An 18,915-nucleotide genomic window follows, 5' to 3' on the forward strand; every position below is an offset into this window, starting at 1 on the left:
CCAGGCAGAGCGGGAGATCCCACCATGACCGACGCCCAGGAGCCGAAGGTGTCCGAGGACGAGGCCCAGCAGTCCACCGGAGGCGCCGCGCCCTCGCGCCGCGCCGTCCTCGGCTGGGGCGGGGCCGGGCTCGCGCTCGGCGCGGCCGCGGCCGGCGGCGCCGTGGCCGCGTTCAACGGCGGCCCGGACATCGCCCCGGCGGCCTCCGCCGGCGCGGCCGTGCCGTTCCACGGCGCGCACCAGGCGGGCATCGCCAGCGCCGTCCAGGACCGGCTGCACTTCGCGGCCTTCGACGTGAAGACGAAGGACCGCGAGGAGCTCGTCAGGCTCCTCAAGGACTGGACGGCCGCCGCCCGCCTGATGACGGCCGGCCTGCCGGTCGGCGACGTGTACGAGGGCGTCCCCGAGGCCCCGCCGACCGACACCGGCGAGGCCCTGGGCCTCAAGCCCTCCCGCCTGACCCTGACCTTCGGCGTGGGCCCGGGCCTGTTCGCCAAGGACCGCTTCGGCCTGGAGGGCAGGCGCCCCGAGGCCCTGGTGGACCTGGAGGCCTTCCCCGGCGACAACCTGGACCAGGCCCGCTCCGGCGGCGACCTGTGCGTCCAGGCCTGCGCCGACGACCCGCAGGTCGCCGTGCACGCCATCCGCCAGCTGGCCCGCATCGGCTTCGGCAAGGTCGCGGTGCGCTGGTCGCAGCTGGGCTTCGGCAAGACCTCCTCGACCACGCCCGACGAGCAGACCCCGCGCAACATGATGGGCTTCAAGGACGGCACCCGGAACATCTCCGGCACCGACACCGCCGCCCTGGACAAGCACGTGTGGGTCGGCGCGGGCGACGGCAGCGACTGGATGACCGGCGGCTCGTACCTCGTCGCCCGGCGCATCCGGATGCACATCGAGACCTGGGACCGCACCTCGCTGCGCGAGCAGGAGGACATCTTCGGCCGCGACAAGGGCGAGGGCGCCCCGGTCGGCAAGTCCAAGGAGCGCGACGAGCCGTTCCTGAAGGCGATGAAGCCCGACTCGCACGTGCGCCTCGCACACCCCGACAGCAACGACGGCGCGACCATCCTGCGCCGCGGCTACTCCTTCACCGACGGCACGGACGGCCTGGGCCGCCTCGACGCGGGCCTGTTCTTCCTGGCCTACCAGCGCGACGTCCGCAAGGGCTTCGTCGCCATCCAGCGCCGGCTGTCGAAGAACGACGCGCTGAACGAGTACATCCAGCACGTGGGCTCGGCCGTCTTCGCCGTCCCGCCGGGCGTCCGCGACAAGGACGACTGGTGGGGCCGGGCGCTGTTCGCGTAGGACCTTCCGGAGAGGAATCGCCGTGTTCGGCAACTATCTGATCGGCCTGCGCGAGGGCCTCGAAGCCAGCCTGGTCGTCTGCATCCTGGTCGCCTACCTGGTGAAGACCGGGAACCGGGCCGCGCTGCGGCCCGTGTGGCTCGGCATCGGGATCGCCTGCTCGATCTCGCTGGCGTTCGGCGCACTGCTGACCTTCGGCACGCAGGAGCTGACCTTCGAGGCGCAGGAGCTGCTCGGCGGCAGCCTGTCGATCGTCTCGGTCGGCCTGGTGACGTGGATGGTCTTCTGGATGAAGAAGACCGCCCGGCACCTCAAGAGCGAGCTCCAGGGCAAGCTCGACGCGGCGCTCGCGATGGGCACCGGCGCGCTGGTCGCGACCGCGTTCCTGGCGGTGGGCCGCGAGGGCCTGGAGACGGCGCTGTTCGTGTGGGCGTCGGTCCGGGCCAGCGGCGAGGGCTCCTCGGCACCGCTGATCGGGGTGCTGCTGGGCATCGCGACGGCCATCGTGCTGGGGTGGCTGTTCTACCGCGGCGCGCTGAAGATCAACCTGTCGAAGTTCTTCACGTGGACCGGCGGGATGCTGGTCGTCGTGGCGGCGGGCGTCCTCGCGTACGGGGTCCACGACCTCCAGGAGGCCGGGTTCCTCGGCGGCCTCCAGGACAAGGCGTTCGACATCAGCGCGGCGATCCCGCAGGACAGCTGGTACGGGGTCCTGCTGAAGGGCGTCTTCAACTTCCAGCCGGACCCGACGGTGGTGCAGCTGGTGGTCTGGAGCCTGTACCTGGCGGCGGTGCTGACGCTGTTCCTCCTCCCGGCCCGCGTGCGGGGCGCGGCCCAGGCCCCGGCCCCGGCCGCGGTGAAGTAGCCCGCCCCCCTCATGACCCGGCGCCCGGTTCGCTCCCCCCTCCGCGGGGGCGAACCGGGCGCCGCTGCGTGCGGGGCGCGGCTACCCGCGGCCGATGTACGGCATGGCGCTCGCCATCACCGTCGCGAACTGGACGTTGGCCTCCAGGGGGAGCTCGGCCATGTGGAGGACGGTCCGGGCGACGTCCACCGCGTCCATCACCGGCTCCACCGCCAGCTGCCCGTTCGCCTGGAGGATCCCGGTCTGCATCCGCGCCGTCATGTCCGTCGCCGCGTTGCCGATGTCGATCTGCCCGCAGGCGATCCGGTACGGCCGCCCGTCCAGCGAGAGCGACTTCGTCAGGCCCGTCATGGCGTGCTTGGTCGCCGTGTAGGCGATCGAGTGCGGCCGCGGGACGTGCGCGGAGATGGAGCCGTTGTTGATGATGCGCCCGCCCTGCGGGTCCTGCTCCTTCATCACCCGGAAGGCCGCCTGCGCACACAGGAAGGACCCGGTGAGGTTGACGTCGACCACCCGGCGCCAGTCCTCGTAGGCGATGTCCTCCAGGGGGACCCCGGCCGGGCCGAAGGTGCCGGCGTTGTTGAAGAGGAGGTCGAGGCGTCCGTAGCGGTCCCGGACCGTCTCGAACAGTGCGGTCACGTCCGCCGGGTCGCCGACGTCCGCCCGGACCGGCAGCACGTCCGCGCCCCCACCCGCCGCGGCGGCGGTCTCCTCCAGGGGCTCGGTCCGGCGCCCGGCCACGGCCACCGACCAGCCGGCCCCGGCGAGGGCGAGGGCCACGGAGCGGCCGATCCCGGATCCGGCGCCGGTCACTACAGCGATCTTGTTCCCACGTGCGCTCATGGGGCCGCAGAGTACGTCACAGCGGACATCCGGCCCGGAACGTTCCGACAGCTGAGAGCATGGGCCGGTCAGGGGTGCATAAAGCAGATGAAAAGACTGGAGTTCCGTATGTCGGAGAGAGGCCCCTCCGCGGCCCCCTCGCACGAGCACGACCCCTCACCCGCCACCGCCCCTCCCGCAGCCCCCCTGACGGCCGCGCGCCGTACCGGCCTGCTGGTCACCTTCATCCTGGGCGGCCTGACCGCCCTCCCCCCGCTGTCCATGGACATGTACCTCCCGGCCCTGCCGGAGGTCACCGCCGCCCTGCACAGTCCGGCCGCGACCATCCAGCTCACCCTCACCTCCTGCCTCGCCGGGATGGCGCTCGGACAGCTGGTCGTCGGGCCCATGAGCGACAAGTGGGGGCGGCGCGGGCCCCTGCTGACCGGGATGGCGGTCTACGTCCTCGCCACCGCGATATGCGCCCTCGCCCCCTCCGCCGAGCTGCTGATCGGCTTCCGGCTGCTCCAGGGCCTGGCCGGCTCGGCGGCCATCGTCATCGCCCGGGCCGTCGTCCGCGACCTGTACGACGGGGTCGAGATGGCCCGCTTCTTCTCCACCCTGATGCTGATATCCGGCACCGCCCCGATCATCGCCCCGCTGATCGGCGGCCAGGTGCTCCGCTTCGCGGACTGGCGCGGGGTCTTCGTCGTCCTGACCGCCGTCGGCCTCGCGCTGACCCTGGTGGTCTGGCGCGGGCTCGGCGAGACGCTGCCGCCCGAGCGGCGCCAGACCGGCGGCGTGGGCGCCGCGCTGCGGACCATGCGGGGGCTGCTCGCCGACCGGGTCTTCGCCGGGTACACCCTGGCGGGCGGCTTCGCCTTCGCGGTGCTCTTCTCGTACATCTCCGCCTCGCCCTTCGTCGTGCAGGAGATCTACGGCGCCTCCCCGCAGGCCTTCAGCCTGCTCTTCGGCCTCAACTCCGTCGGCCTGATCGTGGTCGGCCAGGTCAACGGCAAGCTGCTGGTCGGCCGGGTCAGCCTGGACAAGGTCCTCGCGGCCGGCATCGCCGTGCTCACCACCGCCTCGGTGGCCCTGCTGCTGATGTCCACCGGGGTGTTCGGGAAGGCCGGGCTGGTCCCCGTCGCCGCAGCGCTGTTCGTGCTGATGTCGGCGATGGGCCTGGTCCTGCCGAACACCAACGCGCAGGCCCTGATGCGCACCCCGCACGCCGCCGGATCGGCGTCGGCGCTGCTCGGCACCTCCTCCTTCCTCGTCGGAGCGGTGGCCTCCCCGCTGGTCGGGATCGCGGGCGAACGGACGGCCGTGCCGATGGCCCTGGTCCAGCTGAGCTGTTCGCTGCTGGCGGGCGGCTGCTTCCTCGCCCTGTGCCGCCCCTGGCGGGAGCGGGAGCCCATGGCCGCACCGGCCGAGCGGGCCGCGCCGTAAACTTCGCTGGTGAACGCCACCGCCCCCACCACCGCCGAAACCCTCCGCAGCGCCCTCGGCGGGCTGCTCGACGGACTCCCGCAGAAGCAGGCGGCGGCCGCCGTCGAGCGGCTCATCGCCAACTACCGGGGCACCACCCCGACCGACGCCCCCGTGCTGCGCGACCGTTCCGACGTCGCCGCGTACGCGGCGTACCGGATGCCGGCCACCTTCGAGGCCGTGCGCTCCGCGCTGGACGGGCTGGCGCAGGCCGCGCCGGAGTGGGTACCGGGCTCGCACGTGGACGTGGGCGGCGGGACCGGAGCGGCGACCTGGGCGGTGGACGCCACCTGGGACGGGCCGCGCACGACCACCGTCCTGGACTGGGCGGAGCCGGCCCTGGCCCTCGGCCGGGAGCTGGCCGGCCGCTCCTCCTCCGACGCCCTGCGCGCGGCCGAGTGGCGGCGGGCCGTCATCGGGACCGGGATCGCCCTGCCCGACGCGGACCTGGTCACCGTCTCGTACGTGCTGGGCGAGCTGACCGAGCAGGCCCGCCGGGCGGTCGTCGCCGAGGCGGCCCGCGCCGGGCGGGCCGTCGTCCTGATCGAGCCGGGCACGCCCGAGGGGTACCTGCGCATCCGCGAGGCCCGCGACCAGCTGATCGCCGCCGGGCTGAAGGTCGCCGCGCCCTGCCCGCACGACGGGGCCTGCCCGATCGAGGTCGGACAGGACTGGTGCCACTTCTCGGCGCGGGTCAGCCGCTCCTCCCTGCACCGGCAGGTCAAGGGCGGCTCCCTCCCCTACGAGGACGAGAAGTTCAGCTACGTCGCCGCGACCCGCTTCCCCACGGCGCCGGTCCCCTCCCGGATCACCCGGAGGCCGCAGATCCGGAAGGGGCTCGTCCTGCTGGACCTGTGCGGTCCCGAGGAGACGGGGCTGGGCCGGGCCACCGTCACCAAGCGCCACGGCGGCCTCTACAAGGCGGCCCGGGACGTCGAGTGGGGCGAGCAGTGGCCCCCCGCCGACCCGGGCCGGGACCTCTAGGCCGGCCGCGGCTCCGCGGGCCGCGCGCCTAGGGCCGCAGCTCCTGGGTGCAGCACTTCACGCTGCCGCCGCCCTTGAGCAGCTCCCCCAGGTCCATCGGGATCGGCTCGAAGCCGCGCTCGCGCAGCGGCGCCAGCAGCCCGGTCGCGGCCTGCGGCAGCAGCACGTGCCGGCCGTCCGAGACCGAGTTCAGGCCGAAGGCCGCGGCGTCCGGGGCGTCCACGAGCAGGGCGTCCGGGAAGAGCCGGCGCAGCACCGCCTGGCTGCCCGGGGAGAAGGCCGGCGGGTGGTACATGATCTCGTCGCCGTCGAGCACGCACAGCGCCGTGTCCAGGTGGTAGTAGCGCGGGTCCACCAGGTCGAGGCCGATGACGGGGCGGCCGAAGAACTCCTGCGCCTCGTCGTGCGAGAGCGGGCTGGAGCGGAAGCCCCGGCCCGCGAGGATGAAGCCGGCGGTGACGGCGAAGTCGCCCTCGCCCTCGTTGACGTGCGAGGGCTCGTGGATGTCGGTGAAACCGTTGGCCCGGAACCAGTCGAGGTGGATCTCCGCCTCGGCGGTGCGTTCCGGGTAGGCGAAGCGGGCGCCGAGGACCCGGCCGTCGACGACGAGGGCACCGTTCGCGGCGAAGACCATGTCGGGCAGGTCCGGGGCCGGCTCCAGGGTCTCGACGGTGTGCCCCAGGGAGAGGTAGCGGTCCCGCAGGTCCTCCCACTGGGCGAGTGCGAGGGGCAGGTCCACCGGTTTCGTGGGGTCCATCCACGGATTGATGGAGTACGTGACCTTGAAGTGTGCGGGTGCGCACATCAGGTAGCGCCGGGGTGTGGCGTCTCTGCGCAAAGAAGGCTCCTCACGACTGCGGACTCACGGTACGGGTGTGTACGGAGAGAATCGTCTCCCCTCAGGGTCCGGCCGCACAGTGAACCGATCGGGTGATTTACCACAACGGCCGGGAGACGAGACGTCTCGGCCGGGTTGGTACGTTGGGCCGATGAGCAAGCCTCCGGACTCCAGCCGCCGCAGCGAACGCTCCCGGCGCGCCATCCTCGACGCCGCCCTCGCCCTCGTCGGGGAGGTCGGCTTCGACAAGCTCACCATCGAGGCCATCGCGGCCCGCGCGGGCGTCGGCAAGCAGACCATCTACCGCTGGTGGCCCTCCAAGGCCGCCGTCCTGCTGGACGCCTCGCTGGCTCTGTCCGGAGAGGCCTGGGCGGACTCCGGCTGGACCGGGTTCCCCGACACGGGCGACCTGGCGGCCGACCTCAAGACCGTCCTGCGGGCCACCGTGGACGAGTTCGGCGACCCCCGGTACGAGGCCCCCGCGCGCGCCCTGACGGCGGCCGGGGCGACCGACCCCGACCTGGCCGCGCGCTTCACCGAACAGCTGCTGGAACCCCAGCTCGCCCTGTACGAGGCGCGGTTGCGGGCGGGGCAGCAGGCCGGACAGCTCGCGGCGGACGCCGACGTCCGGCTGGTGGTGGAGATGCTGGTGGGGCCGCTGACGTACCGGTGGCTGATGCGGACGGCTCCGGTGACGCACGCCTTCGCGGACGCGCTCGTCGACGCCGTGCTGGGTGGCGTGGCAAAAGTCACCGTCCGATAGCCGGACACCCGGTGACCTCGGCAAGGCCGAGAACATATGGCCGGATTGAGCCGTTATCGGGGGAAGTAGGGCCGGGGGCCCGATCGGGGGGTGCGGTCACGGGGCCCCCGGGATGGTGGGACCATGGAATGGTCTGCCGGGGCAACGGTGAGGTGAGGGGATAGATGGGGTCTGAGTCCGGCCGCGTCAAACGCGGCGAGCAGAGCAGGATCTCCCAGTGGCTGCGCCGCCGCTCGAAACCCGCTCCCGAGGACCCCGGCAGGGAACGCGAAGCGCTCCTCCTGGCCGTCGCCGCCGCCGGGCTCCCGGTCGCCCCCGCCGCCCATCCCGTCGGCTACCGCTGTTCGTGCGACCGCATCGGCTGTCCCACGCCGGCCCGGCACCCGGTCTCCTTCGCCTGGCAGACCCAGTCGACCACCGACCGCGCCCAGATCGAGCGCTGGGCCCGCACCCAGCCCCAGGCCAACTTCATCACCGCGACCGGCATGGTCCACGACGTCCTGGACGTCCCCCTCGAAGCCGGCCGCAACGCCTTGGAGCGCCTCCTCGCCGCCGGCGTCGAGGTCGGCCCGGTCGCCGAGTCGGGCGGTACGGGCGACCACGCCCGGATGCTCTTCTTCACGGCCACCCGCGGCACGCCCGAGGACGAGGACGAGTGGTGGCCCTGCGAGCTGGACTGCCACCCCGAGACCATGGACGAACACCCCGGCCTGCGCTGGCACTGCCGCGGCAGCTACGTCCTGCTGCCCCCGGCCGCGCTCCCCGGCGACTTCTCCGTGACCTGGGTGCGCGACGTCCGCCGGCCGCTCCCGGACCCCCTGACCCTCCTGGAGACGCTCACGGACGCCTGCGCCCAGTACGCGGGCGCGGCCGGCCAGACCCCGTCGGCGGTCGCCTGGCCCCTGGGCCGCTGACCCCCCGCTGCGCGGGGCCGGCCCCCGCGCAGCGCCCGCCCGGTCAGTGGATCTGCGTGACCACCACGTCCAGGGACCAGGCCCTGCCCGCCTTCGCCGGCGCCCCGGCCTCGACCACGTACCCGAGGTCCCGCAGCGCGGCGACCAGCTCCGCCGGACCCTCCGGCTCGGCTCCGGCCAGGAGCAGGTCCCGGACCAGACGGCCCTTCGTGGCCTTGTTGAAGTGGCTCACCACCGACCGCTTCTCCACCCCGTCCACCATCTGGGCGTGCAGCACCCGCACCGTGGCCGTGCGCCCCGCCGTCTCCCCCTTCGGCTTCCACGCCGACGCGTACGCCGACGAGCGCAGGTCCAGCACCAGCCCGTCCCCCGCCGCCTCCGGCATCACCTCGGCCATCGGCGTGCGCCAGTACGCGCCCAGCGCGCCCAGCGCCGGCAGCTTCACGCCCATCGAGCACCGGTACGAGGGGATCCGGTCGGTCACCCGCACCGCGCCCCACAGCCCCGAGAACACCAGCAGCGTCCGCTCGGCCGCCGCCCGCGCCGACGCGGACAGCCCCGCCAGGTCCAGGGCGTCGTACAGCACCCCGGTGTAGATCTCCCCCGCGGGCCGGGCCGGCGCCGACCGCAGCACGGCGTTCTTCGCGACCTCGCCGCGCAGGCCCTCGCTCAGCCCCAGCACCTCGCGCGCCTTCAGCTCGTCGCCCGCGCACAGCTCGGCCAGCTCCTCCAGTACGGCCGCCCGCGCACCGGCCAGCCCGGGCAGCGACAGCGACGCGGGGTCGAGCGGTGCGCCGGAGCCGCCGGCGGCCTTTCCCTCGGAGGGCGGCAGCAGCACGAGCACGGTGGTTCTCCTATCGATGGCACGACGCGGGGGGTGCGGCCCCCGAGCCAGGGTAGACGTCCCGCCGCCGGCCGGTCACGGGCGAACGGCCACGGCGGCGCCCCCGGCCGCCGGGGCCGGGGGCGGGCCGTGGCCGCCGGTGGGGGGTCGTGGTGGGCGGTGCTGCGTCGCCCTTCCCTGCTGTGGTGCAGGACGACTGTCCGGCGCGCCGCCGGTCCGCGTCCAGCTGTTTCGAAGAGGTTCGAAAGACCTGGACACCTCCTCACCCGCCCAGTAGGAGCGAGCCCAGCGAGGTCGCCGTGTGCAGGACCGAGTTCCGGTGCCGGGTCGAGCTGATCAGGCCCGCCGCGCGCAGCACGGAGGTGTGGTGGCTGACCGAGGCCTGCGACATCCCCACGAGCCGGGCGAGTTCCGAGGTGCTGCGGGAGCCCTCGGAGGTGTGGTGCAGGATCTCCGAACGGGTCCGCCCGATCAGCGGCACGAGCTTCCTCCCGGCCGAGTCGCCCGGGGCGCGGGTGCGCCGGGCGGGATAGGTGAGCACGGGCGGCAGTTCGGGGTCGAGGAGCGACACGGGGGTGCGGGCGCGGAACAGGGTGGGGACCAGGAGCAGGCCCCGCCCGTTGAGGTGGAGTTCCTGGTCCACCGGGTACTGGACCTCCAGCACCGGCGGCTTCCACCGCATGCCCGGCCCCAGACCCGACAGGACGCCCTCGATCCCCGATTCGGCGGCCGTCTTCGCCTGCGCCGCGTACTCCGCCCGGACCGTCGTCCGCATCGTCTGCTCCAGCGGCGCCACCGCCGCCGCGTGGTAGCCGCGCAGGGCCGCGGCGAGGTCCCGCAGCGCGTCGGGGCGGCCCGCGGCGAGGTCCCGCGTCCAGGGCGGGAGGGCGCCGGCGGCCCCGAGGACCTCCAGGTCGCCGCGCAGGTGGCGGGCGGGGGTGGCGGTGAGGGCGTCGAGGCCCTGCTCGATCTCCGGGGACCCGTCGGAGGGGGTGAGGAAGTCGGGGAAGTAGCCGAGCGGACGCACCAGGGGCAGGAGGGTCCGCAGGCTGCCGGCCTGCCGGGCCAGGACCGCGCGGCCCCAGGCCTCGGCCGCCGGATTGCCGCTGCGGTGCTGGAGCATGCGCAGGCTCAGCACCGTCTCCCACAGCGGGTCCGGCCGGCTGGCGACGCTCGTGCGCGCCAGGTCGGCTCCCGTGAAGTGAATCCGCAACAACATGCGCCGCCCCGTGAATGAGTTCCGATCGGTTCCGGTGGGTTCGGGCGATCCGCCCCCCACATTGCGCCCCGGCCGGGCGTCGCGTTCCAGGAGGTTTCACGCCGTCGTGCGCGGCCGTTTCCGCGCCGTGTTCCGGTGAGCGGACCCCGGCGCGGAATTCCGGACACCCGCACAACGGGTCCCGCCCGGGCCGCCCCCGCGCGCGGCCGCCGAGAAGATCTCCCGGGCAGGACATACGCTCGGTCCATGCCACGCCGTCACATGCACATGGCCGGTGCGGACGGTGCCGCCCTGGGCGCCGCGCTGCGGGGGCTGCGGAAGCGACTGGAGGTGCCCGGCGCCTTCCCGGCGGCGGTGCTCGCCGAGGCCGAACGGGCCGCCTCCGTTCCCTTGCCGCCCGCCGAGGACGCCACCGGCATCCCCCTGTTCACCATCGACCCGCCGGGCTCCGTGGACCTCGACCAGGCCATGCACCTGGCGAGACGGTCCGGCGGCGGCTACCGCGTCCACTACGCCATCGCCGACGTCGCCGCCTTCGTCACCCCCGGCGGCGCCCTCGACGCGGAGGCCCACCGCAGGGTCACCACCCTCTACTTCCCCGACGTCCGGGTGCCGCTGCACCCGCCCGTGCTCTCCGAGGGGGCGGCCAGCCTGCTGCCGGACCGGACCCGGCCGGCCCTGCTGTGGCGGCTCGACCTGGACTCCGACGGCCGGGTGGAGGGCACGGACGTCCGCCGCGCCCTGGTCCGCAGCCGGGCCCGGCTCGACTACGAGGGCGTCCAGAAGGCCGTCGACACCGGCACCGCCGAACCCGCCCTGGCGCTGCTGAAGGACGTCGGGACCCTGCGCGAGGCCCTGGAGACCGAGCGCGGCGGGATCTCCCTGAACGTCCCCGAGCAGGAGGTCGTGGCGCAGGACGGCTCGTACCGCCTGGCCTACCGGGCCCCGCTGCCGGCCGACGGCTGGAACGCCCAGGTCTCCCTGATGACGGGCATGGCCGCGGCCGACCTGATGCTGGCCTCCGGGAGCGGGATCCTGCGGACCCTGCCGCCCGCCCCCGACGGCGCGGTGGGCCGGCTGCGCCGGGCCGCGAAGGCCCTGCGGATCGACTGGCCGCACCACGTCCCGTACGCCGCGCTGGTGCGGTCCCTGGACCCGCGCGTCCCGGCGCACGCCGCGTTCCTCCAGGAGTGCACGGCCCTGCTGCGCGGCGCCGGGTACACGGTGTTCACCGGCGGCGAGCGGCCCGACCCCGCCGTCCACGCGGCGGTCGCGGCGCCGTACACGCACTGCACCGCCCCGCTGCGGCGGCTGGTCGACCGCTACGCCGGAGAGCTGTGCCTGGCCGCGGCGGCGGGGGCGGCGGCGCCCGCGTGGGTGGTGGAGGCGCTGGCGGCGCTGCCGCGGGAGATGCGGGAGGGGGCCCGGCTGGCCAACTCCGTGGAGCGCGAGTGCGTGGACCTGGTCGAGGCGGCCGTGCTCAGGGACCGTGTCGGGGGGACCTTCGAGGCGACGGTCATCGACGTGGAGGAGCAGGACCCGCGGATCGGGACGGTCCACCTGGAGGAGCCGGCGGTGGTGGGCCGGGCCGAGTCCCCGGCCGGGCCCCTGCCCCTCGGCGACCGCGTCCGGGTCCGCCTGACCCGTGCCGACCCGGGCACGGCCAAGATCCTCTTCGCGCCGGTCTAGGCCGCCGGGGAGGGCGGCTGCCGCAGGGCCGTGACCAGGGCGCGGGGGTCGTCGGCGTGGAAGCGGACGGTACGGGCCCGCGCGCGGGCGCCGAGCGGACGGCGGAAGTCCAGCGGGCTGTTCAGCTCCAGGGTGACCGTCGTCTGGCTGCCCACGATCAGGTCGAGCACCCCGTCGTCGGAGAGGCCGACCAGCCGGCCCTCCGGGTAGCGCCGGTCGACCCGGGCCGAGGCCACCGCGTCCGGCGGGACGGTGAGGTCGAACAGGGCCCCGTAGCGGATCCGCAGCGTCCCGTCGGGACGTACGACGTGCGGGCGGGTCACGCAGGCGGCGTGCAGGGCCAGCACCAGCAGCACCCCGTAGACGTCGAACACGAGCACCACCCGGTGCACGGCGGGCCAGGGGATGAGCAGGGCGAGCCCGACGGTCTCGATCAGCGACACGAAGAGCAGCCCGTACATCATCGCCGTCTGCGGTCCGGTGTAGGCGGCGGCGAGGTCCCCCGGCCGCACCCCGTGCGGCCGGCGCGCCACCCACCGTCCCAGCGAGGCGCAGGCCCGCAGCTCGTGCAGCAGCAGCCGGCGCACCGGCTCCGGGACCACGGTCCGCACGGCCTCCCCCCACGAGCCGGTGCGCCGCCGCAGCGCGTACAGGACCCGGGCCTCCAGCAGCAGCACCCCGAGCACCAGCGCCTCGGCCCCGGCGGTCACCCACCCGGGCGGCCGCACCCCGGCCGCGAGGCACCCGGCGAGGACCAGCTCGCCCGGGATCGCGGCGGCGGCCGCGATGCGGGCCGCCCGTACGGCGCTCACGCCGGCCCCTTCCCGGCGAAGGCCGCCATCACCCGGCGCACGACCTCCGCCTGCGCGGGGGTGTACTCGGCGAGCAGCGCCTCTCCGAACCCGGGGACGACGGGCCCGTCGGAGGGGATCGCGGCGAAGGCGGCGGCCGGTACGGCGGCGACGACCGCCTCCGCGAGCGGGCCGATCCGGGGGTCGTCGGCGGGGGCGTCGGCCAGCTCGTCGAGCCGCTCGTACAGGGCGAGCACAGCGGGGTCGGCGGCGAGCGGCCCGAGGACGGCGTAGAGCTCCTCCCCGGCGGCGCCGGTGGCGTCGAGCAGGGTCAGGTGTTCGCGGTCCTTCGCGGCGGCCGGGGAGTCCGTCGGCGGCGCCTCGGCCAGCAGCGCGGCGAGCGCCGGGGAGACCGGCTCGCCCCCGCCGGGCCCGGCGGCGAGCAGCGCCGCGAGGCGTGCGCGCCGCCCGGCCAGTTCGGCCTGCTGCCGGGCGAGGTCGGCGTCGAGCTCCCCGAGCACCTCGGCGAGCTCGCGCCCCGCGTCGTCCGCGAGGACGTCGCGCACCTCGTCCAGGCCCAGCCCGAGCTCGGTGAGCCGGCGCACCCGCGCCAGGAGCACGGCGTCGCGCACGGTGTAGACCCGGTAGCCGTTGGCCCGCCGCTCCGGCTCCGGGAGCAGCCCGACGTGGTGGTAGTGCCGGACCGCCCGGGTGGTGACCCCGACCAGTGCGGCGATCTCTCCGATCCGCATGCCCCTCAGTAGAAACCCTGCCGCTGCGTCAAGGTCAAGCCGCTCCCGGCAGCCGGTAGCATGGTCGGCACGACAGACGAGTCGGCCGGGCGGCCGCGTCGGGGTCCCCGGATCCCGCCGAGGAACGTCCGGGCTCCACAGGGCAGGGTGGTGGGTAACGCCCACCCGGGGTGACCCGCGGGACAGTGCCACAGAAAACAGACCGCCGGGGACTTCGGTCCCCGGTAAGGGTGAAACGGTGGTGTAAGAGACCACCAGCGCCTGAGGTGACTCAGGCGGCTAGGTAAACCCCACCTGGAGCAAGGTCAAGAGGATCCGTCCCCGGACGGGTCTGCGCGAACGCTTGAGGGCTGCCCGCCCGAGTTCGCGGGTAGACCGCACGAGGCCGGCGGCAACGCCGGTCCTAGATGGATGGCCGTCTCCCCGGCGACCGCGAGGTCTCCGGGCGACAGAACCCGGCGTACAGGCCGGCTCGTCTGTCGTGCCCGCTCCGTTCGGAGTACCGCGAACGCCCCTCGGAGGGGCCCGCGATGGGGCACGCTCGCATCCATGACGGATCACCCCGCTCTCGCGGCCTGCGCCGCCGCGCACATACGCGACCTCGCCGCAGCGACCTCCGACCCCCGCGACGCCTACGCGAACCACGCCGAACTCGCCGCCGTGACCGGGAGCCTGCTCGCCCTCGCGCAGCACCTCGAAGACGCGTTGCGGCACCTGGCGCAGCACGTCGAGCGGCACGACACCGACTGGGACACCGCGGACGAGGAGCGGCGGCTGCCCCGGCAGGTGGCCCGGGCGGCGAGCACCAAGGCCCGGTCCGCCGAGGCCGACGCCCACAACATGGCCCGGGCCCTGGGCCGGGCGGTCGAGGAACTCGGCCGTCTCAGGCCCGCCCCCTGACGCCGGCGCGCCGGACGGCGGGGCCCCCGCCCCCGGAACTCCGGGGACGGGGGCCCTGCGGGCCGACGGGCCGGTCTAGCGCAGGTGCGAGGTGTCGTTGAGGAGCCGGACCGAGGCGTTGCCGTCGGCGTAGTAGGCCACCGCCGAGAGGGAGGCCGCGGAGAGCTCCATCTTGAACAGGGACTCCGGCGGGGCCCCCAGGGCGAGCCGGACCAGCGTCTTGACCGGGGTCACGTGCGTGACCAGCAGCACCGTGCGGCCCGCGTACGCGGACAGCAGCCGGTCCCGGGTGGCCGAGACCCGGCGGGTGACGGCCGCGAAGCTCTCCCCGCCGCCCGTGGGGGCGGCCTTCGGGGAGTCCAGCCAGGCCTGGAGGTCGTCCGGGAAGCGCTCCCGCACCTCGGCGAAGGTCAGGCCCTCCCAGGCGCCGAAGTCCGTCTCGCGCAGGCCCTCTTCGACGGTGACCGGCAGCCCGAGGCGGTCGGCGACTGCCTGGGCGGTCTCACGGCAGCGGCGCAGCGGCGAGCTGACGACGGCCTGTACGGTGCCCCGCACGGCCAGCGCCCCGGCGACGGCGGCGGCCTGCCGCCGGCCGGCCGGGGACAGCTCCGGGTCGGTGCCCCCGCTGCCGGAGAACCGCTTCTGCGGGGTCAGGGCGGTCTCCCCGTGCCGCAGCAGCACGAAGGTGGCCGGGGCCCCCATGTCGGGCCCTCCCCAGCCGGTGCCGGTGCCTCCGGCGGTCTCCGGAGCCTGCCCCACCGGGGCGGGGGCTCCAGCGGCGTCCGGGGCCCGGCCCGCTCGCGCGGTGCCTCCGGCGGTCTCCGGGGTCTGGCCCAGCCGCGCGGGGGCTCCCCCGGCGGCCGGTGCGGCGCCGGAGGCGGGCACGGCTGTCGGGGCCGGGGCGTGGGCCGGAGCCAGGGCCCCGGCCTCGGCCTCGGCCTCGCCGAAGAGGGTTTCCGCCTCCGGCGCTGCCGCGCTCCGCGCGGCGCGCAGGTCGGCGGCAGCGGTGTCGTGAGCGGCGGCCCCGCTCCCGTGCGCGTCGGAGGCGGCCTCGCCGGTGCGCAGCGCCCCGCCGGGCACCCCGGCGGCCGCGCCGGCGGGCGTGGCGGCGGGCGTGGCGGCGGCCCTGGCGGCGGGCGGGGTCGTGCGGGCTCCCGCCGCGGCGGCGGAGTCGGCGGGTGCGCCCGGCCTCGTACCACCGCCGGAGGCCATCGCGGCGCGGACCGCGGCCGCGCCCCTGGCGGCGTCGCCCGGGGGGCCGGCCGGGGCGAGGTCGGCCGTGGAGGCGGAGGGTTCCCACTGCTTCCCGCGGCGGCCAGCGTCCATCGCCTCGTTGGCGAGGCGGTCCGCGTGCTTGTTGCGCTCGCGCGGGATCCACTCGTAGGTGACCTGCCCGCGCGGCAGGACCGCCGCCGCCTCGGCCGCCAGCGGCTTCATGTCGGGGTGCTTGATCTTCCAGCGGCCCGACATCTGCTCGACGACGAGCTTGGAGTCCATCCGGACCCGGACCACCGCGTCGGGGGCCAGTTCACGGGCGGCCTTCAGCCCCGCGATCAGCCCCCGGTACTCGGCGACGTTGTTCGTCGCGATGCCGATGAACTCGGCGCGCTCGGCCAGGGTCTCCCCCGTGGCCGGGTCCAGGACGACCGCGCCGTAGCCGGCGGGGCCCGGGTTGCCCCGGGAACCGCCGTCGGCCTCCACGACGAAGCGCGGCATCAGATGCCCGAGTCCGCCGTACGGACCAGGATGCGGCCGCAGTTGTCGTGACGCACGACCTGGTCGCGGGCGGCGGCCTTGATCTCGTTGACCTCGGCCATGTCGAGCTCCAGGCGGCAGCCCTCGCAGCGGCGCTGGTAGAGGCGCGCGGCGCCGACCCCGCCCTGCTTGACGCGGATCTTCTCGTACAGGGCCATCAGGTCGGCCGGCATGGAGCCGACGATGACCTCGCGGTCCTTGGTGACCTTCGCGGCCTCGGCGTCGAGCTCGCCGGTGGCGGCGTCGCGGCGGGCGGTGGCGTCGGACAGCTTGGACTCCAGCGCGGCGACGCGCTCGGTGATCCCGGTGACGCGCTCCTGGGCGCCCTCCAGGCGCTCCATGACCTCCAGGACGACGTCCTCCAGGTCGGCCTGCCGCTTGGCGAGCGAGGCGACCTCGCTCTGGAGGTTGGCCAGGTCCTTGGCCGAGATGCCGGCGCCCGACTCCAGGCGCTGCTGGTCGCGGGCCGCGCGCTGGCGGACCTGGTCGACGTCCTGCTCCGCCTTGGTCTGCTCGCGGGCGGCGTCGCTGGCCTGCGTCTGCGCGGCGACGAGCAGGTCGCGCTGCTGGCTGAGGTCCTTGGTCAGGGAGTCGACCTCGGCGTGCTCGGGCAGCGACTTGCGCTTGTGGGCCAGCTGAGACAGCCGGACGTCCAGGGCCTGGACGTCGAGGAGTCGGATCTGGTCGGCGGGCTCGGCGTTCAGTTGGGGGCTCCAGAGACACTAGAAGGGGTGGTTTCGGACGGCGCGTGCGCCGTCCACGGGTCGGTGACCGTGCGCGAGACATGGGTCCGAAGACCCCAGCCCTGGCGCTCGGAGACGGCGTCGAGCTGGGCCGCGGCCTGCTCGCACCAGGGCCACTCCGTGGCCCAGTGGGCGGCGTCGACGAGGGCGAGCGGGCTCTGCTCGCGGGCCTCGGACGCCGGGTGGTGGCGCAGGTCGGCGGTGAGGAAGGCGTCCACGCCGGCGGCGCGGACCTGCGCGAAGAGGCTGTCGCCGGAGCCGCCGCTGACGGCGACGGTGCGGATCGGCGCGTCGGGGTCGCCGGCGGCGCGGATGCCCTGGGCGGTGCGCGGGAGCCGGGCGGCGGCGCGGGCGGTGAACTCGCGCAGGGTCTCGGGGTGGTCCAGCTCGCAGATCCGGCCGAGGCCGCGGCGGCCGGACGGGTCGGTCGGGTCGGGCACGAGCGGGCCGGTGACGCGCAGGTCGAGGGCGCCGGCGAGGGCGTCGGAGACCCCGGGGTCGGCGGTGTCGGCGTTGGTGTGGGCGACGTGCAGCGCGATGTCGTTCTTGATCAGCGTGTGCACGACGCGGCCCTTGAAGGTGCCCGCCTCGACGGTGGTGGTGCCGCGCAGGTAGAGGGGGTGGTGGGTGACGACCAGGTCGGCGCCGAGCTTCACGGCCTCGTCGACGATCTCCTGGACGGGGTCCACGGCGAACAGCACCCGGGTGATCTCGGCGTCGGGGTCGCCGCAGACGGTGCCGACGGCGTCCCACTGCTCGGCCCGCGAGGGGGGCCAGAGAGCGTCCAGCGCGGCGATGACTTCAGAGAGAGAGGGCACGGGCCAAGGCTACCGTCCGTGGCGACCGCCCGGCCTGTCCCCCGGGCAGGGGGCGGCCGGGGGGCGTGCGGGGAGGACGGGGTCACCGGGCGCACCGGCGGGACGCCGCCGTCGCACCCCGAGGCGGGGCGTACCGCATCTGCCCCCAATCGCCCCGATATCAACAGCACAGTCACCCCCTGCGGCACCGGAGAATCGCGGGGGCGCCACCCGTACGTGTGAAGCGTGCGAGGTCGTGTTGTCCGGCCGGAAGCGCGAAACCTAGGTTCCTCCCCGGAGGTGACGGCCCGGATGACTGTCTGTGCCACCGAGATGACCACGACCGCCCCCCTCGCGATCACCGCCGACGGGGCGTACGCCGCGCGGCTGGCCGGGGAGGGCGAGGCCCGCTATGCGGAGCGCTGGACGCTGGGCGGGCCGGAGCCGTACGCGGTGCCGCTGCCGCTCGCGCAGCCGGAGGAGGCCGACAGCGAGGTGCTGCCGCTGTCCGACGGGCGGGTCCTGATCCACCGCCGGGTCGCCGACCGGCACGCGTTCTCCCTGCTCTACCCCTCGGGCACCTACACGGGCCCCCGCCCGTCGTGCCCCGGCGCCGGCCCCCGCACGGGCGAGCTCCGCCTCGGCGGGATCGACGCCGCCGACGGGCTGCTGGTCCGCCTGCTGCCGCCGTCCCCCGACGGGTCCGCGGCCTACGCGCTCGCGGTGGCGGGCGGGGAGACCACCGTCTGGCAGGTGGCCGGGCACGGCTCCGACGCACCGCGGCGGGCCGCCGTCCTCCCGGGCCGCTGCTCCGGCGGGGTCTGGCTGGACCGCTCGGGCCGGCTGCTGTCCCTGGACCGCGAGCAGGACGGCCGGGTCAAGGCCGTCGCCGTGGACCTGGTGCGGGGCGGGGTCGTCACCCCCCTGCTCCAGATCGCCGAGGACAGCGACGACCGGCTGCTGATGGCCGCCCCCGACAGCGGGCTGCTGCTGATCCGCTCGGACGCGCCGGGCGAGCCCCGGCTCGGCTGGGGGGTGCTGGGCAGCTCCCGGCCGGTCCGCTTCCCGGAGTGCCTGCGGCTGGAGGACGCCCACCCCTTCGCGGTGCAGCCGGGCCAGATCCTGATGCCGGAGACCTGCGGCGTCGCGCTGCGCGTCGGTGGGACGGGCCTCGCGCTGTGGCGCCCGGCCGACCGGTACGTGTTCCGCTTCACCACGCCGGCGGGCTGGCTGGGCACGGGCCTGTGGACGCCGGAGGGGCGGCTGCGGCTCCCGTACGCCGTCCCCGGGGTCCCCTGCGGGATCGTCGCCCTGAGCCAGCCGGCCGCCCCGCCCCCGCCCGTCCGACTGGACCCGCCGCCGAAGGCGGCCGCCCGCCCGGTCCCCCTCCAGCAGGCCCCGCTGGGCTGAGCCGGGGACGGCGTACGGGAGCCGCAGCCGGTC

The 18,915-nt window shown here is 75.3% G+C and carries 18 protein-coding genes and 1 other RNA gene; 10 read left to right on the top strand and 9 right to left on the bottom strand.

The genetic code is table 11. The features are described from left to right. Nucleotides 1-24: 24 nt before the first annotated feature. Together efeB and efeU are read left to right on the top strand one after the other, a co-directional pair. Nucleotides 25-1,308 carry an iron uptake transporter deferrochelatase/peroxidase subunit gene (gene efeB, locus AB0469_RS20410; RefSeq protein WP_366452803.1) on the top strand — a complete coding sequence of 428 codons (1,284 nt, stop codon included), beginning with the start codon at nucleotides 25-27 and terminating at the stop codon, nucleotides 1,306-1,308. 22 nt (nucleotides 1,309-1,330) lie between these two features. Further along, nucleotides 1,331-2,173: an iron uptake transporter permease EfeU gene (gene efeU, locus AB0469_RS20415; RefSeq protein WP_366452804.1), complete on the top strand. Its 843-nt coding sequence runs from the start codon at nucleotides 1,331-1,333 to the stop codon at nucleotides 2,171-2,173. Nucleotides 2,174-2,254: 81 nt separating this feature from the next. On the opposite strand, the gene AB0469_RS20420 is transcribed toward efeU, so the two are convergent. Next, nucleotides 2,255-3,016, bottom strand: a complete 762-nt coding sequence (locus tag AB0469_RS20420; RefSeq protein WP_366452805.1) for an SDR family oxidoreductase — start codon at nucleotides 3,014-3,016, stop codon at nucleotides 2,255-2,257. A gap of 108 nt (nucleotides 3,017-3,124) precedes the next feature. Here AB0469_RS20420 and AB0469_RS20425 point away from each other — a divergent pair, with 108 nt between their 5' ends. Further along, the gene (locus AB0469_RS20425; RefSeq protein WP_366452806.1) at nucleotides 3,125-4,444 is read left to right on the top strand and encodes a multidrug effflux MFS transporter; all 1,320 of its coding nucleotides are present in this window, start codon (nucleotides 3,125-3,127) and stop codon (nucleotides 4,442-4,444) included. Nucleotides 4,445-4,453: 9 nt separating this feature from the next. Beyond that, nucleotides 4,454-5,467: a small ribosomal subunit Rsm22 family protein gene (locus AB0469_RS20430; RefSeq protein ID WP_366452807.1), complete on the top strand. Its 1,014-nt coding sequence runs from the start codon at nucleotides 4,454-4,456 to the stop codon at nucleotides 5,465-5,467. Between the two features lie 28 nt (nucleotides 5,468-5,495). Here AB0469_RS20430 and ddaH read toward each other — a convergent pair whose 3' ends face one another. Further along, nucleotides 5,496-6,305 (bottom strand): dimethylargininase, encoded by an 810-nt coding sequence (ddaH, locus tag AB0469_RS20435; RefSeq protein WP_366452808.1) that lies wholly within the window; start codon nucleotides 6,303-6,305, stop codon nucleotides 5,496-5,498. Between the two features lie 151 nt (nucleotides 6,306-6,456). Here ddaH and AB0469_RS20440 point away from each other — a divergent pair, with 151 nt between their 5' ends. Continuing rightward, entirely contained in the window at nucleotides 6,457-7,068 is a 612-nt protein-coding gene (locus AB0469_RS20440) for a TetR/AcrR family transcriptional regulator (RefSeq protein ID WP_366452809.1), read from the top strand. 164 nt (nucleotides 7,069-7,232) lie between these two features. After that, nucleotides 7,233-7,982, top strand: a complete 750-nt coding sequence (locus AB0469_RS20445) for a bifunctional DNA primase/polymerase (protein ID WP_366452810.1) — start codon at nucleotides 7,233-7,235, stop codon at nucleotides 7,980-7,982. Nucleotides 7,983-8,025: 43 nt separating this feature from the next. On the opposite strand, the gene yaaA is transcribed toward AB0469_RS20445, so the two are convergent. Then, nucleotides 8,026-8,826: a peroxide stress protein YaaA gene (yaaA, locus tag AB0469_RS20450; RefSeq protein WP_366452811.1), complete on the bottom strand. Its 801-nt coding sequence runs from the start codon at nucleotides 8,824-8,826 to the stop codon at nucleotides 8,026-8,028. Between the two features lie 262 nt (nucleotides 8,827-9,088). Further along, nucleotides 9,089-10,045 (bottom strand): winged helix-turn-helix domain-containing protein, encoded by a 957-nt coding sequence (locus AB0469_RS20455; RefSeq protein WP_366452812.1) that lies wholly within the window; start codon nucleotides 10,043-10,045, stop codon nucleotides 9,089-9,091. A 246-nt stretch (nucleotides 10,046-10,291) separates the two neighbouring features. On the opposite strand from AB0469_RS20455, the gene AB0469_RS20460 reads away from it, so the two are divergent. Beyond that, nucleotides 10,292-11,734 carry an RNB domain-containing ribonuclease gene (locus tag AB0469_RS20460; protein WP_366452813.1) on the top strand — a complete coding sequence of 481 codons (1,443 nt, stop codon included), beginning with the start codon at nucleotides 10,292-10,294 and terminating at the stop codon, nucleotides 11,732-11,734. Here the strand turns inward: AB0469_RS20460 and AB0469_RS20465 are convergent. Both AB0469_RS20465 and AB0469_RS20470 read right to left on the bottom strand, forming a co-directional pair. Beyond that, nucleotides 11,731-12,546, bottom strand: a complete 816-nt coding sequence (locus AB0469_RS20465) for a hypothetical protein (protein ID WP_366452814.1) — start codon at nucleotides 12,544-12,546, stop codon at nucleotides 11,731-11,733. The two genes, AB0469_RS20460 and AB0469_RS20465, sit on opposite strands and share 4 nt — an antisense overlap. After that, nucleotides 12,543-13,277, bottom strand: coding sequence for a MerR family transcriptional regulator (locus AB0469_RS20470; RefSeq protein ID WP_366452815.1), 735 nt, complete (start codon nucleotides 13,275-13,277; stop codon nucleotides 12,543-12,545). Before AB0469_RS20470 ends, AB0469_RS20465 begins: the two co-directional genes overlap by 4 nt. A gap of 77 nt (nucleotides 13,278-13,354) precedes the next feature. Between AB0469_RS20470 and rnpB the strand changes: the two genes are divergently transcribed. Further along, nucleotides 13,355-13,756: RNase P RNA component class A (rnpB, locus tag AB0469_RS20475), an RNA gene on the top strand. A gap of 70 nt (nucleotides 13,757-13,826) precedes the next feature. Further along, nucleotides 13,827-14,177, top strand: a complete 351-nt coding sequence (locus AB0469_RS20480; protein ID WP_366452816.1) for a hypothetical protein — start codon at nucleotides 13,827-13,829, stop codon at nucleotides 14,175-14,177. A gap of 75 nt (nucleotides 14,178-14,252) precedes the next feature. On the opposite strand, the gene AB0469_RS20485 is transcribed toward AB0469_RS20480, so the two are convergent. The 3 genes from AB0469_RS20485 to AB0469_RS20495 all read right to left on the bottom strand — a co-directional run bounded on the left by AB0469_RS20485 (nucleotide 14,253) and on the right by AB0469_RS20495 (nucleotide 17,493). Further along, entirely contained in the window at nucleotides 14,253-15,893 is a 1,641-nt protein-coding gene (locus tag AB0469_RS20485) for a bifunctional RNase H/acid phosphatase (RefSeq protein ID WP_366452817.1), read from the bottom strand. Beyond that, entirely contained in the window at nucleotides 15,893-16,273 is a 381-nt protein-coding gene (locus AB0469_RS20490; RefSeq protein ID WP_366452818.1) for a C4-type zinc ribbon domain-containing protein, read from the bottom strand. Before AB0469_RS20490 ends, AB0469_RS20485 begins: the two co-directional genes overlap by 1 nt. Nucleotides 16,274-16,632: 359 nt before the next feature. After that, nucleotides 16,633-17,493: a Nif3-like dinuclear metal center hexameric protein gene (locus AB0469_RS20495; RefSeq protein WP_366452819.1), complete on the bottom strand. Its 861-nt coding sequence runs from the start codon at nucleotides 17,491-17,493 to the stop codon at nucleotides 16,633-16,635. A 291-nt stretch (nucleotides 17,494-17,784) separates the two neighbouring features. Between AB0469_RS20495 and AB0469_RS20500 the strand changes: the two genes are divergently transcribed. Further along, complete coding sequence (locus AB0469_RS20500; RefSeq protein ID WP_366452820.1) at nucleotides 17,785-18,882, top strand: hypothetical protein; 1,098 nt, start codon at nucleotides 17,785-17,787, stop codon at nucleotides 18,880-18,882. The last annotated feature ends 33 nt before the right edge of the window (nucleotides 18,883-18,915 follow it).

The organism is Streptomyces sp. NPDC093801, from assembly GCF_040701585.1.
Lineage (GTDB): Bacteria > Actinomycetota > Actinomycetes > Streptomycetales > Streptomycetaceae > Streptomyces.

Coding starts and splice junctions, on each gene's coding strand:
- AB0469_RS20480 (WP_366452816.1), top strand. CDS start 13,827: ATGACGGATCACCCCGCTCTCGCGGCCTGCGCCGCCGCGCACATACGC.
- AB0469_RS20460 (WP_366452813.1), top strand. CDS start 10,292: ATGCCACGCCGTCACATGCACATGGCCGGTGCGGACGGTGCCGCCCTG.
- AB0469_RS20485 (WP_366452817.1), bottom strand. CDS start 15,893: ATGCCGCGCTTCGTCGTGGAGGCCGACGGCGGTTCCCGGGGCAACCCG.
- AB0469_RS20440 (WP_366452809.1), top strand. CDS start 6,457: ATGAGCAAGCCTCCGGACTCCAGCCGCCGCAGCGAACGCTCCCGGCGC.
- AB0469_RS20420 (WP_366452805.1), bottom strand. CDS start 3,016: ATGAGCGCACGTGGGAACAAGATCGCTGTAGTGACCGGCGCCGGATCC.
- AB0469_RS20500 (WP_366452820.1), top strand. CDS start 17,785: ATGACTGTCTGTGCCACCGAGATGACCACGACCGCCCCCCTCGCGATC.
- efeB (WP_366452803.1), top strand. CDS start 25: ATGACCGACGCCCAGGAGCCGAAGGTGTCCGAGGACGAGGCCCAGCAG.
- AB0469_RS20445 (WP_366452810.1), top strand. CDS start 7,233: ATGGGGTCTGAGTCCGGCCGCGTCAAACGCGGCGAGCAGAGCAGGATC.
- AB0469_RS20425 (WP_366452806.1), top strand. CDS start 3,125: ATGTCGGAGAGAGGCCCCTCCGCGGCCCCCTCGCACGAGCACGACCCC.
- AB0469_RS20490 (WP_366452818.1), bottom strand. CDS start 16,273: ATGGAGCGCCTGGAGGGCGCCCAGGAGCGCGTCACCGGGATCACCGAG.
- AB0469_RS20455 (WP_366452812.1), bottom strand. CDS start 10,045: ATGTTGTTGCGGATTCACTTCACGGGAGCCGACCTGGCGCGCACGAGC.
- AB0469_RS20470 (WP_366452815.1), bottom strand. CDS start 13,277: ATGCGGATCGGAGAGATCGCCGCACTGGTCGGGGTCACCACCCGGGCG.